At 63.1% G+C, this 12,862-nt stretch carries 13 protein-coding genes; 4 read left to right on the top strand and 9 right to left on the bottom strand.

The annotated features are described in order from the left end of the window. Positions 1–12: 12 nt before the first annotated feature. Both XH92_RS20135 and XH92_RS20130 read right to left on the bottom strand, forming a co-directional pair. On the bottom strand, positions 13–750 hold the full coding sequence (locus XH92_RS20135) for an ABC transporter ATP-binding protein (protein ID WP_194460738.1): 738 nt from the start codon (positions 748–750) through the stop codon (positions 13–15). 2 nt (positions 751–752) lie between these two features. After that, positions 753–1,865, bottom strand: a complete 1,113-nt coding sequence (locus tag XH92_RS20130) for an ABC transporter permease (protein WP_246788501.1) — start codon at positions 1,863–1,865, stop codon at positions 753–755. A 178-nt stretch (positions 1,866–2,043) separates the two neighbouring features. Here XH92_RS20130 and XH92_RS20125 point away from each other — a divergent pair, with 178 nt between their 5' ends. Further along, positions 2,044–2,454 carry a hypothetical protein gene (locus tag XH92_RS20125; RefSeq protein ID WP_194460737.1) on the top strand — a complete coding sequence of 137 codons (411 nt, stop codon included), beginning with the start codon at positions 2,044–2,046 and terminating at the stop codon, positions 2,452–2,454. Here the strand turns inward: XH92_RS20125 and XH92_RS20120 are convergent. Both XH92_RS20120 and XH92_RS20115 read right to left on the bottom strand, forming a co-directional pair. Continuing rightward, positions 2,441–5,194: a bifunctional acetate--CoA ligase family protein/GNAT family N-acetyltransferase gene (locus XH92_RS20120; RefSeq protein ID WP_194460736.1), complete on the bottom strand. Its 2,754-nt coding sequence runs from the start codon at positions 5,192–5,194 to the stop codon at positions 2,441–2,443. The genes XH92_RS20125 and XH92_RS20120 overlap by 14 nt on opposite strands. Beyond that, a complete protein-coding gene (locus XH92_RS20115) occupies positions 5,176–5,652 on the bottom strand; it encodes an HPP family protein (protein ID WP_194460735.1) in 477 nt (158 codons plus the stop codon). The genes XH92_RS20120 and XH92_RS20115 overlap by 19 nt, the downstream gene beginning before the upstream one ends. 282 nt (positions 5,653–5,934) lie before the next feature. Here XH92_RS20115 and XH92_RS20110 point away from each other — a divergent pair, with 282 nt between their 5' ends. The 3 genes from XH92_RS20110 to XH92_RS20100 are packed head-to-tail and all read left to right on the top strand — an operon-like array spanning position 5,935 to position 8,816. Beyond that, complete coding sequence (locus XH92_RS20110; RefSeq protein ID WP_194460734.1) at positions 5,935–6,918, top strand: zinc-dependent alcohol dehydrogenase family protein; 984 nt, start codon at positions 5,935–5,937, stop codon at positions 6,916–6,918. After that, positions 6,918–8,510, top strand: a complete 1,593-nt coding sequence (locus XH92_RS20105; RefSeq protein WP_371818057.1) for an AAA family ATPase — start codon at positions 6,918–6,920, stop codon at positions 8,508–8,510. The genes XH92_RS20110 and XH92_RS20105 overlap by 1 nt, the downstream gene beginning before the upstream one ends. A 54-nt stretch (positions 8,511–8,564) precedes the next feature. Continuing rightward, on the top strand, positions 8,565–8,816 hold the full coding sequence (locus XH92_RS20100) for a hypothetical protein (RefSeq protein ID WP_194460732.1): 252 nt from the start codon (positions 8,565–8,567) through the stop codon (positions 8,814–8,816). Between the two features lie 298 nt (positions 8,817–9,114). Here XH92_RS20100 and XH92_RS20095 read toward each other — a convergent pair whose 3' ends face one another. The 5 genes from XH92_RS20095 to phbB form a co-directional block, all read right to left on the bottom strand. Next, positions 9,115–9,282 carry a hypothetical protein gene (locus XH92_RS20095; protein ID WP_194460731.1) on the bottom strand — a complete coding sequence of 56 codons (168 nt, stop codon included), beginning with the start codon at positions 9,280–9,282 and terminating at the stop codon, positions 9,115–9,117. Positions 9,283–9,372: 90 nt separating this feature from the next. After that, a complete protein-coding gene (locus XH92_RS20090) occupies positions 9,373–11,187 on the bottom strand; it encodes an alpha/beta hydrolase (RefSeq protein ID WP_246788500.1) in 1,815 nt (604 codons plus the stop codon). Beyond that, positions 11,184–11,573 (bottom strand): hypothetical protein, encoded by a 390-nt coding sequence (locus tag XH92_RS20085; RefSeq protein ID WP_194460730.1) that lies wholly within the window; start codon positions 11,571–11,573, stop codon positions 11,184–11,186. Before XH92_RS20085 ends, XH92_RS20090 begins: the two co-directional genes overlap by 4 nt. Next, a complete protein-coding gene (locus tag XH92_RS20080; RefSeq protein WP_194460729.1) occupies positions 11,570–12,055 on the bottom strand; it encodes a CBS domain-containing protein in 486 nt (161 codons plus the stop codon). Before XH92_RS20080 ends, XH92_RS20085 begins: the two co-directional genes overlap by 4 nt. 9 nt (positions 12,056–12,064) lie before the next feature. After that, positions 12,065–12,790 carry an acetoacetyl-CoA reductase gene (phbB, locus tag XH92_RS20075; RefSeq protein WP_194460728.1) on the bottom strand — a complete coding sequence of 242 codons (726 nt, stop codon included), beginning with the start codon at positions 12,788–12,790 and terminating at the stop codon, positions 12,065–12,067. Between the last annotated feature and the right edge of the window lie 72 nt (positions 12,791–12,862).

The following is a 12,862-nucleotide window of genomic DNA, read 5'->3' as shown; positions in this document are numbered from 1 at the left end:
GTCTCTTTCTGCCTAATTGCCGAGGCCCAGCTTCTGCGCCCGGACGCCATGAAAGTAGGCCTGGACCCAAGGGTGATCGGACTTGAGCACCGATGACAGCCGCCCGATCGCTGCGATCCTGCCGTCGGCAAGCGCGGCGACGCGGTCGCAAATAGCCTGCAGACTGTTCAGGTCGTGCGTCACCATGAACACGGTAAAACGCAACGTCCGGTGCAGCGTCCGGATCAGGGCGTCGAATTCGCCCGCAGCGATGGGATCGAGACCTGAGGTCGGCTCATCGAGAAACAGGAGCGAGGGGTCGAGCGCCAGTGCCCGCGCGAGCGCAACCCGCTTGGTCATCCCGCCCGAGAGCTCGGACGGATACTTCTCCCCGTCTTCGCGCGTCAGGCCGACCATCTCGAGCTTCGCGTCCGCAATTTCGTCCAGCAGTCCCGGCGACAGCCGCGCGCACTCGCGCAGCGGAAACTGGATGTTCTGGCGAGCCGTCAAGGCCGAGAACAGCGCTCCCTGCTGGAACAGGACGCCCCAGCGGCGCTCATCATCGCTATTGCCCGCGAAATCGATCTGACCACTTCGTTTCGGAAGCAGGCCGACCAATGTCCGCATCAGCACTGACTTTCCGCCGCCGGACGCGCCCACGAGGCCCAGAATTTCGCAGTCATTCACGTCGAGGTCGAGGTGATCGAGGATGATCTTCTCACCGAAGCCGACCACGAGGTCGCGGATATGGATCGCTGGCGTGTCGGTCATGGCTACATCCCGATCGAGGCGAAGAAGACCGCGAACAACCCGTCGAGCACGATCACCAGGAAGATCGATTTCACGACCGACGCCGTCGTCTGCTGTCCGAGCGACTCCGCACTGCCCTTCACGCTCAATCCCTCCACGGCCGCGACCAGCCCGATCACGAGCGCCATGAATGGCGCCTTGATGATCCCGACCTCGAAATGAGTGACTGAAACCGCGTCGTGAAGGCGTGCGATGAAGATCGCCGGACTCATGCCGCCATAAAGCCAGGCGATGAGGCCGCCGCCATAGAGCGCCGCGAGCGAGCCGAGAAAGGCGAGAATCGGCAGCGCCACCACCAGCGCCAGGATCCGCGGCAGGATCAGGACTGCGACAGGATCGAGCCCCATGGTGCTGAGCGCGTCGATCTCCTCGCGCATCTTCATTGCACCAATCTCGGCCGTATAGGCGCTGCCGGATCGTCCGGCCACCATGATAGCCACGATCAGCACGCCAATCTCGCGCAGCACGAGGATGCCAACCATGTCCACGACATAGGATTCCGCGCCAAAGCGGCGGAAGTGGAAGATGCCTTGCTGAGCAATAATGGCGCCGATCAGGAACGTGATCAGCACCATGATCGGCACCGCCTGCCAGCCCACCCGGCCGAGCTGATAGACGGTCGACGTCAATCGGAACGATCGCGGATGCCTGAAAATGCCAAGCAGCGCTGCGCTGAAGGCGCCTAGCATATGCAGGAATGCCGCCGACTCGGACGCCAGCCGCCTGCCGCCGCGGCCGAGCTGATCAAGCCTCTCCAGCACGGGGTTGACCGATCTGCGTTCGGCGGGGCCGGAACGGTTCAGCCCCCGCACCTCTTCCAGCAGGTCGCCGTACGGACCGTCGGCGCCGGTGAGGACCGCTCTGGTCGTGCCGCCGCGGGCCAACCTTTCAAGCAGCCAGGCGCCGACGGTGTCGAGCGCGGTGACACGCCGTACATCGATCGAGCCGATATCGGCACGCACGGCGTGCGCGCACAGCCGCTCCAGCGCCTCGACATTGGCAACGTTCCAAGCCCCACATGCGATGAGCACGCGCGGATCGCTCGCATTCGCTATCAGGGCTGGGGCATTGAGCACGATTCTGACTCCAATTTGCAGCTCACCTTAGGGGGCTGGAGACGCCTGTGTTTGACCCAGCGCAACCGGCCTCACCGTGCCCCGGAATGCGCTTGACCGAGATCAACGGCTTGGCACGCGGCGGCCTTATGATTTGGCAGATTGCCCGGCAGCCTCGGGCGTGCTCGGGAGATTTCAGATGAATCGCGCCGCCTTCAAACCTTTGCAAAACACTGCGTTGCCGCACTCGTTCAGGCAGGTCCGGCTCGAGCGCGCCCGCGAGCACGATCATCCCGAGGGTGCGTCCGCGATCGGCTATGTCATCGTCGCCCCGCTCGACACGGCATCGCGGATCGATGTCGAGACCTGGAGAGCCCATCGCGACGCGTGCCGCGTCGTCCGCCAACGGCCGGGCGAAGACGATCAGCTCGGCCACCTCGTGCATGGACCGGCCGACAGCTGGCGCTTTCACTATGACGTGGCCGGCGCCACCGCCGATGAAGCCGGGTTTCATTTCGGCAGCGAGCCCTTTCGGGTCGGCGAATATGTCTCCGTCCGTGAGGCGGACGGCATGCATCCTTACCGGGTCGTCGCCGTCACGCCGCTCTGATTGCACTGGGCCCGATCAGGATGCCGACGCCCAAGGCATCCACCACCGGAAGGGAGAGGTCGAGAACGACATTGACGATCCTGTGGTCGGTCGGCTCTGTGGCCGCCGTGAATCCGATCTCATGGCACATGCTCAACATGGTGCTGTTCTCGGCCAGCACTTCGCCAGACAGCCGCTTCAGCCCTTCCGACTTCGCATAACGGATCAGGAGCTGCATCAGCGCCCATCCAAGCCCTTTGCCCTTGAGATCAGACTGCAAGAGGATAGCGTACTCGGCATTCTCATAGAGCGAGTCGGAATGAAGCTGGACCGCTCCAACCATAGCACCCGTAGTTGGATCCAGCGCCGCAAAGGCCATCGCACGCGCGTAGTCGAGTTGGGTCAGCCGCGCAATGAACGCGTGCGAGAAATTCTTCATCGCCTGGAAGAAGCGAAGCCTGAGATCCTCGGCGGTCACTCGCTTGAAGAAGCTCTCGACCATGGGCTCATCTTCCGGCCGCAACGGCCGCACCACGACGCGCGAGCCTTCCCTTAGGGCAAGCTCGCCCTCCCACTGCGACGGGTAGGGTCGCACTGCGAGTCGCGTCTGACCGGCGAACAGCCGCGCCGGCTTGCGGACCGCCACCCGCGCGTCGAGAGCCAGTACGCCGGTTTCGTCCGCCAGCAGCGGATTGATATCGAGCTCCGCAACTTCGGGAATATCGGCGGCCATCTGCGCCAGCTTGACGAGGGTGAGCGGGACGACATCTTCCGGAACGGCGGGTACGTCGCGGTAGGCGGCAAGCAGCCGTGAGACCCGCGTGCGCCCCACGAGGTCGCGCGCCAGGTTCATGTCGAGGGGTGGCAGCGCCAGCGCCTTGTCGTCGATCACCTCGACCGCGGTCCCGCCGCGGCCAAACACGATCACCGGACCAAAGGTCGGATCGTCGGCAATGCCAAGGATCAGCTCACGTGCCGCCCGCCGCTCGATCATCGGCTGGATCGTCAGACCTTGCAGGGCGGCATCCGGACGCGCGGCACGAGCGCGCGTCAGCACCGTCCTGGCCGCCTGTGCGACGCTTTCGCGAGTCCGCAGGCCGAGAACGACGCCGCCGATGTCCGACTTGTGCCTGATGTCGCGCGAGAACAGCTTCACCGCCACGGCAAGCCCTTGCGCCAGGAAGGGCGCTGCCTTGTCCACGGCATCGTCGGCATCGCCGGCCACGACGGTCGGAACGATCGGAATATCGTAAGCCTCGAACAGCGCGACGATCTCGACCGGATCGAGCCATTCCCGCCCCTCGGATAGAGCCTTCGCGATTACGTGCCGCGCCGCCGCCGTGCGCGGCGCAAACGTCGAGGCGCTGCTGGGCGGCGTTGCGGCCAGCGCGATGGAGGCATCGCGGTATCTCACCAGATACATGAAGGCGCGCACGGCATCATCCTCGGTCGGGAAATGCGGGACTCGCGCCCGCTCGAAGGTCGCCGCGGTGCGCGCGTCGGCACCATCCCACGACGCAAGTACCAGTGCGGCTACCTCGCTGTTCCTGGCTCGGCGGTCGCCAACACACCGCGTGACCGCTTCGGCGATCGCTTCGGCCGGCGCAACAGCCGTTTCCACGTTCATGACCAGCACGGCGTCGCTGTTGGCGTCCTCAAGCAGCGCGCCGAGTGCGGCCGCGTAGCGGGTAGCGTCGGCATCGCCGGAGATATCGACGGGGTTGGCGCGAGACCAGCCTTGCGGCAGAACCCGATCGAGTGCCGCAATCGTCTCCGTCGCCAGGCTTGCAGGAACGCCGCCGAGCTCAACGAGCCGATCGATCGCGAGGATGCCGAGCCCGCCGCCATTGGTCAGGATCGACAGGCGGTTGCCGCGCGGAACGAAGCCGCGGCCAAGCAACTCGGCGCAGTCGAACAATTCGCGAAGATCATACACACGCAGCATGCCGGCCCGGCGGAACGCCGCGTCATAGACGGCGTCCGAACCGGCGAGCGCTCCCGTATGGGTGGCTGCGGCCTTGGCACCTTGCGCTACCCGGCCCGCTTTCACGACGATCAGGGGCTTGAGCCGTGCCGCGGCGCGCGCGGCCGACATGAACTTGCGCGCATCCCTGACGGCCTCGACGTAGAGCAGGATCGCGTTGGTGTGATCGTCCTGCGCGAAATAGTCGAGCAGATCGGCGACATCGACGTCGAGCTGGTCTCCGATCGACGCAATGCCTGAGAAGCCGAGCCGCCGCTCTGCCGCCCATTCGATCATCGCGGCAGCGACGGCCCCGGACTGCGAGATCAGGGCAAGACGCCCTTCGGCGGGCTGATGCGCGGCAAAGCTTGCATTGAGCTTCGCGCGCGGCACCATGACGCCGAGGCAGTTCGGCCCGATCAGGCGCATGCCGTGCCGGCGCGCCGTCTGTGCGACCGTCTCGGCTAGCGAGCCGGCACCATGCCCGAGGCCGGCGGACAGGATCACCGCACCGGCGACACCGACCGCGGCAGCGTCCGAGATGATTCCGGGAATCGCGGCCGCAGGTGCCGTGATCGCAACGAGGTCCGGAACGAATGGAAGTGACTTGAGATCCGGGGACGTAATCTCGCCGTCGATCGCAGTGTAGTTCGGATTGACCACGGCGATGCGGCCGGCAAAACCGCATGCCTTGAGGTTCGTGAGTACCGCCAGGCCGAGCGAAGACGGACGCGAACTGCCGCCGACAAGCGCGACCGATCGAGGCGAAAGAACCCGATCTAAACCAAACGTAGACATCGGACAGTCTCGCAGGGAACGAGCGGAGGCGCCTGCCGCTTCGTGCAGCGCGCCAGAGCCCGCATGACATCCTCGCGAGCAATAATCCCGACCAGGTGGTGATACTTGTCGATCACCGGCAGGCTCTTGAGCCGGTGCGCGACCATCAGTTGCAGGACGCGCTGCAGATTTGTATCCGGCTCGACCGCGATCACATCGGACGACATGATCTCGTCGACCGTCGTTCCCATGCGATCGTCGTAACGTGGCAGCATGTGATCTACCGGACAGGCAAACACCTTCAGGGCGTCCAGCTTCGTGACGAACCCGACCACGACATCGTCGCGGAGCACGGGATAGGCGTCATAGTCGTTTTTCGCGAACAACCGGTACAAGTCGCCGACCGTCATTTCGGGAGCGACGCTTCGTACCGATCTCGTCATGTTGCTCGCAACGGTCTCCTGAAGAAACTCGTACATGGCTGATCCCCTTTGTATGGTTGTCTCGCGGACACGTCGCTGCCTGACGAGCGACGCGTTCCGCAAGGCGGCTACGCCGCCGTCTTGATGTCGATCTGCCTGCTCTGCTTGGGAGCCGGCTTCTTGGCGGTGACCTTGAGCACGCCTTTGGCGACCTCCTGTTTACATGTCGCTCGTGAAGCAAAAGCTAGTCAGGAACAGTCACCCGGCCGTTGACCAGGATCAAAACCGGACCAATGTCATGTGATCAAAGGAGAGGCACAAACCCAAGCGAGTTCCGTCATGCACGCCATGATTCTGCCCGCGCGCGGCGCGCGGCTGCAATATACCGAGCGGCCCGATCCGATTCCCGGCCTGGGCGAGGTGCGCGTCAAGATCAATGCGTGTGGCGTTTGCCGCACCGACCTGCATGTCGTCGACGGAGAACTGCCCGACATCGCCTATCCGATCGTTCCAGGCCATGAGGTGGTTGGCCGTATCGACGCGATCGGTGAAGGCGTGGACGGCCTGCATCTCGGTGCACGCGTCGGCGTTCCCTGGCTCGGATCCACCTGCGGGCATTGTCCCTATTGCCGGGAGGGTAAGGAAAACCTCTGCGACGCTCCCCTGTTCACCGGCTACACGCGGGACGGCGGCTTTGCCACGCACCTGGTGGCAGACGCGCGTTACTGCTTTCCGCTCGGCGAAGACGGCGAGGATGCGGAGCTGGCACCTCTGCTGTGCGCCGGCCTGATCGGCTGGCGCTCCCTGGTGATGGCTGGCGACGGCCGCAAGCTCGGCATCTACGGTTTTGGCGCGGCGGGACATATCGTCGCGCAGGTGGCGCGCTGGCAAGGGCGCGAAGTGTATGCTTTCACCCGCGCGGGCGACACCGAGGCCCAGCGCCTGGCATTGTCGCTCGGCGCTTGCTGGGCCGGCGCCTCGGAAGACCGGCCGCCGGATGAACTGGACGCCGCAATCATCTACGCACCCATCGGCCCGCTTGTTCCACTCGCGCTGCGTACGCTGCGCAAAGGTGGACGCGTGGTCTGTGCCGGCATTCACATGTCGGATATTCCGAGCTTTCCCTACGACATCCTTTGGAGTGAACGGCAGATCGTTTCCGTTGCCAACCTGACGCGACAAGATGGCGTCGGCTTTCTTAAGACAGCGGCAAGGGCTGGAATCCGGACGCACGTCACCATCTTTCCCCTGGACCAGGCGAATGAAGCACTTGCGCGCTTGCGGGACGGCAAGCTCGTCGGCGCGGCTGTCTTGAAGCCATGATGACGCCGACATCATCAACCGAGACTGCCACAGGCGAGACCGGCCAGGCCGCCGTATTGTCGTTCCTGGCCAGATCTGGCGAGCCGAACGCCCCGATAAAGCGGATCGACACCCATTGTTCGATCGTCTTTCTCGAACCTTCGCGCGTCCTGAAGATCAAGCGAGCGGTCAAGCTGCCCTATCTCGACTTCTCGACGTTGGAGAAGCGGCGGCGCGCTTGCGAGGATGAGATTGCCATCAACAAGCGCCACGCTCCCGCCATCTATCGCAGGGTGATTCCGATCACGCGCGGGCGCGATGGGCTTGCGGTCGGGGGGCCCGGACCAGTCGTCGAATGGGCCGTCGAAATGGCCCGCTTCGACGAAAACGAGACACTCGATCATCTCGCCGAGCGGGATGCAATCCGGCCGGAGCTTGGCGAGAGACTGGCCGCCATCCTCCTCGAATCCCATCGAGAACTGATTGGGAGCGATGGATCGCACTGGCTTAAGTCACTTCCCATCATCATTGATCGCAACACCGAGCAGTTTCGCGCCGAGCCAGCTCTGCCGCGGGAGGAAATCGATAGATTGCACGAACTGAGCCATCTATCGCTCGCTCGGAATCTTGAGCCCCTGCGCCTCCGCGCCGCAGCTGGGCAGGTCCGGCATTGTCACGGCGATGCACATCTCGGCAACATCGTCCTGCTCGACGGCGAGCCCGTTCTGTTCGATGCGATCGAGTTCGACCCCGATATCGCGACGACCGACGTCCTCTACGACCTCGCATTTCCACTGATGGACCTGCTGCACTTCGGACGGGAGACCATGGCCAACAGGCTGTTCAATGGCTACATGCAGACCGCCTGGGACACGCAATCGGGGGCGTTGTGTTTACTGCCGCTGTTCCTATCAATGCGCGCAGCGATCCGGGCCAATGTGCTCTTCACCAAGGCACGGCAACACCAGCTCGATCAAGCGATCGCCGCCCAAGCGAGACGCTATTTCGAGCTTGCACGCCGGCTGATTGAACCGGAGCCGCGTCGCCTCGTTGCAGTCGGCGGGAAGTCCGGTACCGGCAAGAGCGTGCTGGCGCGCGACATGGCGCACCTGATCGCGCCGCCCCCCGGCGCCCTGGTTCTGCGATCGGATGTCATTCGCAAGCAGCTCTCTCACGTCGCCGAGCACGCCACGTTAGCGCCGGAGACCTACACTCCCGACGCATCAGACCGCGTCTACCAGGCCATGCTCGATCGTGCCGCGCATACATTAGGCCAGGGAGTTTCAGTAATACTCGATGCGGCCTTCCTGAAACCGGAGGAGCGTGATGCCGCGAAAGCCGTTGCTCGCGACGCGAAAGTTGACTTTCGGGGCATTTTCTTGACCGCCGGGCGCGCCACGCGGCTGCACCGCGTGGCATCGCGACAAAACGACGCGTCGGACGCGACGTCCGATGTAGTCCTGATCCAAGACAGCATTGAAACCGGCATGATCGATTGGGATATTGTAGACGCTTCCGGCACGCCCTCCACCACGCTTGAGCGCAGTACTTCCCGCTTGCTGGCGACCCCAACGAACCGGGCGAGCGGTACGTCGCCTAAGGGAAACTCCTGAATTGGTCGATGCCGTCAGGTCTGGCAACATTCTCCCATTGACAGGAGAAGTTCCATGAAGCGGCGATTAACCTTCGTCTTTGTCGGTAGTGCGATCCTCGCGGTCGTGCTCGCTCTATTCTGCAATTGGTACTTTCCTGACGTGGTACCGCTTGCCTCGACCGAGCCGGCACCCACAAGCTGGCGGCTCGACGCCGCCTTTGCCGTCTCCACCCTCAGATGGACTGCGGCGTTTGTTGCTGCCGCATCTGCAATAGCCCTGATGTTCATGAACATCACCAAGAGCTCCACCGAGCTCAAAGGATGATAGACGTTTCAGTTCCGAACGCGTCGACGACCTCCGCCATCCGCTTTCCGAGGGTCGGCCTGAACAGCCGGCCCATCACCCCGTGGCGCATGCGTTCCGAACTGGGCCGGAACGATCTGCGCCAACATCCCCCCGATCAATATCCGACGCCCGCTGGCTCAATCGTTCCAAGCTCGACTGCATCACCGATTCAGCGCGTAACTGAAGTGCAACAGCAAATATTATGGGCGAATGGCGCCGATACCGGCGAACCATAAGGGACACCCCAATCCCAGGGCCATCGACCGAACTCGAGCTGTCACGTTTGCCTCCACAGGCTCCAGAGACTGCCGGCCAACAGGAGCGCGATCACGAGCAGGATCGCCACGAACATTTGCATGACGTCGAAGTTCAGAGAATCGCGCGCGACGAACAGCGCGGTGATGGATCCCGCAAGTATGAAGAAAACGCGAAGGATCAGACTCATGGCTTCCTCGCTGCAACCTGGTGCACCGCTTTTTCATCTTAGCGGGCTCGCGGCGGAGAGGATTTGCGACAGATCAAGCTGACGCGACGTTCAATGCTGGAGGACATACTGTCCCGGCGCATCACCAAGCGGCGGTCCACCCTCGGGTGCGTGAAGCACCGGCTGCGCCGGCACCCAGTCACCGGAGCGCGCCGTGAGGAACCGAACCCACTCCAGCCACCAGGATCCGTCGCGATTCACCGCCTTGCGCAGCCCCTCGTCGGGGCCGACATAGGGTTGATCCGCCGTTTTCTCCAACAACTGATAGCTGTGTCCCTCTTCCGACGGCGAAGCAACGATGCCAGCGTTGTGACCGCCGCTCGCCAGCACGAAGGCGATATCGGCATCAGCCAACAGGTGAATCTTGTGAACCGACCGCCAGGGCGCGACGTGATCGCGGACGGTGCCGACCACGAACATGGGGGCGCGAAGGTCGGAAAGTGCAACCGGCTGCCCGTCCGCCAGATAGCGGCCCTCGGCAAGGTCGTTGTTGAGAAAGAGCTTGCGCAGATAGTCCGAATGCATCCGGTAGGGCATGCGGGTCGCATCCGCGTTCCATGACATCAGATCACTCGGTGCTGCACGCTCGCCCATGAGATAGTCGCGGATCAGACGCGACCAGATCATGTCGTTCGACCGCAGCAACTGGAACGCACCGGCCATCTGCGCCGCCTCGAGCACGCCGCGCTGCCGCATCATGTCCTCCAGGAACGCAACCTGGCTCTCATTGATGAAGAACGTCAGCTCGCCTGCATCGGTGAAATCGACTTGGGCTGCCAACAATGTCACGGAGCGCAGGCAGCCGGGCCGCTCCTTTTGCAGACGAGCAGCTGCAATTGTGAGCAGCGTGCCACCAAGGCAATAGCCGGCCGCGTGGATTGCGCGTCCAGGCACGAGCTGATTGATCGCGTCGATCGCAGCGTCAACACCAAGCTTACGATAGTCGCCGAGGCCAAGGTCGCGGTCAGCTGGCCCCGGATTTCGCCACGAAATCATGAACACGGTGAAGCCGCGCTCGACCAGGAATCGGACGAGCGAATTCTGTGGTGAGAGATCGAGGATATAATACTTCATGATCCACGCCGGCACGATCAGCACCGGCTCGGGGCAAACGTCGGCTGTTGCGGGCGCGTACTGAATGAGCTCTATCAGCTCATTCCGGTAGACAACCTTGCCCTTGGTCACCGCCACGTCCTTCCCGACCACAAACGGTACGGGTCCGGGTTGCTTGGCACTCCACAGGTCCCTGCAATCCTCCAGCCAGTTATGCCAGCCCGACACGAAGTTGCCGCCACCCGACTCCATTGCCTCGCGCAGCACCCCGGGGTTACTGAACGCAAAGTTGGACGGCGCAACGACGTCGAGGCATTGCCGGACGGTGAAATCCACGACCGCTGCATTTGCTTTCGAGACGCCGTGCACGCCGCTGGTCGCCGAATGCCACCATTGCTCCGCAAGCAGGAACGCCTGCGCCATGACGTTGAAGGCCGGCAATGACCAATCCTGGCCGGCAAACCGGTTGTCACCCGGCTGAGGCTTGACCATGAACCAGGGTTGCCAGGCCGCATGCGGCGTCGACACCATGCGCGCGAAGCGCGAGCCGTCAGTAACTGCGTTCAGTGCCAGCTGAAGGCGTCTACCGGGGGACGCCGCAAGATGGAGTTGCCAATCGGCGAAGGCGAGTGCGAGGCCGGCCGGTGAAAGCCCGCCGGTCCATCGCGCCATCGCCGCGTGAACGAGTTGGTCGAGTGATTCCGTACCCGTCAATGGCTCCTTCTCGGGCTGCACTGATGCAGGCGTTCCGGCACCCGTCACATCATCGTTGGCAGGAGATCTGGACTGGTCGAGGACTGCCAGGACTGTCATCGCTCGTCTCCGAGGTGGAACCGCTTCCGACCCAGCGCCACGATCTCCGCGTCAGTCGGATGATCGCTCGGCTCAACATGCAAGTTGAGGTCGGGCCGCTCCGCCCTGAGATACTGCGTCAGCTCGACCTTCTCGATACCCGGACCAATGACGAGCAGATCGCTGCAATCGCGCACGGCCTCCCCCACCCTCGCGAGGAACGTCGCGTCGGCTTGGACGCGACCATCGCCGATCGTATTCGCCCTGTGATGCAGATGCTGCGACGCCAAATGCGCATGGACGGCCGTCGTGCTGATGCCTGTCAATCCAATGCCGAAAACCTTCGCAACAAGGTGATCGATCCAAACGACGGCGTGCGCATGTGATTGCAGGGCCATCTCGCTCATGATGTAACTCCGGTGCTTGCTTTCTCTGCTTCTCTCAATCGGCGCGCCAATGCCGCAAGTAATTCCCTGCGACTGACAATACCAACGACGGTTCTGGCGCGGAGCACCGGAATCTGGGCGACATTGTAGACATCCATCTGCGCAACGACGTCCTCGATCGATGCTTCGGTATCGACAGTGATCGGCGAGCCACTCATGAGCGAGCCGACCTGCAGCGTACGCATGCGTTCGCGTTCAGGTGTATTCTCCACAATGCCAAGCAGAGACTCCAGCCAGTTTCCGGACGGCGGGCTGATGTCCAGCTCATCGCGGTGAAGGAAGTCGCCCTCCGAAACCATGCCGACGAATTCGCCGGCGTCGTCGATCACCGGAAGGCCGCGCTGATCGGTTTCAAGCAGCAGTTCGACGGCATTGAGCACTGTGGCAGTCGGCCTGATCGTCGCGAACGAACTGCGCATCACATCGGTTGCGAGCATGGTCATCGCTCCCCTTCAGCACATGTGTTGACCGCCATTGATCGACAGCGTCGATCCGGTAATGAACCCTGCTTCGTCGGCGGCAAGAAACGCGACGGCACGGGCGATCTCCTCCGGCTGCCCCAGCCGCCCGACCGGAATCTGCGGTAGAATGGAGTTCTGCATGACGTCGGTCGGCACCGCGGCCAGCATCTCGGTGTTGATGTAACCGGGACAGATCGCATTGACCGTGATTCCGAACCGCGCGCTTTCGAGCGCGAGCGCGCGAGTGAAGCCGAGCTCGGCGGCCTTCGCCGCGGCATAGTTCGTCTGGCCGATCTGGCCCTTCTGCCCATTGATCGACGAGATGTTGATGATCCGCCCGAATTTGCGCGCCCGCATGCCCTCGATGAGTGGCCGGCACATATTGAACAACGAATCGAGATCGGTTCGGATCACCGCGTCCCATTGCGGCTTGGTCATTCGATGCAGTGTGGCGTCGCGCACGATACCGGCGTTGTTGACCAGGATGTCGATAGGGCCCAGCGCGGCTTCCACCTCGCGGACACCGGCTGCACAGGCCTGAAAGTTCGCGACATCCCACTGGAACACGGGAATTCCGGTCTGATCCTGAAACGACCAGGCGGCTCCCGCATTTCCGGCATAGCAGGCCGCAACCCGGCATCCGGCGGCAGCGAGGGCGCGCGATATTGCTGCGCCAATTCCTCTGCTTCCCCCCGTAACCAATGCGACGCGCGCCATGCCGGCTCCTCCAACTGAGGGCAACATTTGCGCGAAGTACACGCGCGATGAATTGATCTCGCTCAATCGAAT

The organism is Bradyrhizobium sp. CCBAU 53421, from assembly GCF_015291625.1.
Lineage (GTDB): Bacteria > Pseudomonadota > Alphaproteobacteria > Rhizobiales > Xanthobacteraceae > Bradyrhizobium.
Note: the sequence above shows the minus strand (reverse complement) of the source record. Positions and strands in the feature narration are given on the sequence as shown.

Bases quoted from the DNA above. Each gene is read 5' to 3' on its own strand.
- XH92_RS20135 (WP_194460738.1), bottom strand. From the start codon at position 750: ATGACCGACACGCCAGCGATCCATATCCGCGACCTCGTGGTCGGCTTC.
- XH92_RS20125 (WP_194460737.1), top strand. From the start codon at position 2,044: ATGAATCGCGCCGCCTTCAAACCTTTGCAAAACACTGCGTTGCCGCAC.
- XH92_RS20120 (WP_194460736.1), bottom strand. From the start codon at position 5,194: ATGTCTACGTTTGGTTTAGATCGGGTTCTTTCGCCTCGATCGGTCGCG.
- XH92_RS20115 (WP_194460735.1), bottom strand. From the start codon at position 5,652: ATGTACGAGTTTCTTCAGGAGACCGTTGCGAGCAACATGACGAGATCG.
- XH92_RS20110 (WP_194460734.1), top strand. From the start codon at position 5,935: ATGCACGCCATGATTCTGCCCGCGCGCGGCGCGCGGCTGCAATATACC.
- XH92_RS20105 (WP_371818057.1), top strand. From the start codon at position 6,918: ATGACGCCGACATCATCAACCGAGACTGCCACAGGCGAGACCGGCCAG.
- XH92_RS20100 (WP_194460732.1), top strand. From the start codon at position 8,565: ATGAAGCGGCGATTAACCTTCGTCTTTGTCGGTAGTGCGATCCTCGCG.
- XH92_RS20095 (WP_194460731.1), bottom strand. From the start codon at position 9,282: ATGAGTCTGATCCTTCGCGTTTTCTTCATACTTGCGGGATCCATCACC.
- XH92_RS20090 (WP_246788500.1), bottom strand. From the start codon at position 11,187: ATGACAGTCCTGGCAGTCCTCGACCAGTCCAGATCTCCTGCCAACGAT.
- XH92_RS20085 (WP_194460730.1), bottom strand. From the start codon at position 11,573: ATGAGCGAGATGGCCCTGCAATCACATGCGCACGCCGTCGTTTGGATC.
- XH92_RS20080 (WP_194460729.1), bottom strand. From the start codon at position 12,055: ATGACCATGCTCGCAACCGATGTGATGCGCAGTTCGTTCGCGACGATC.
- phbB (WP_194460728.1), bottom strand. From the start codon at position 12,790: ATGGCGCGCGTCGCATTGGTTACGGGGGGAAGCAGAGGAATTGGCGCA.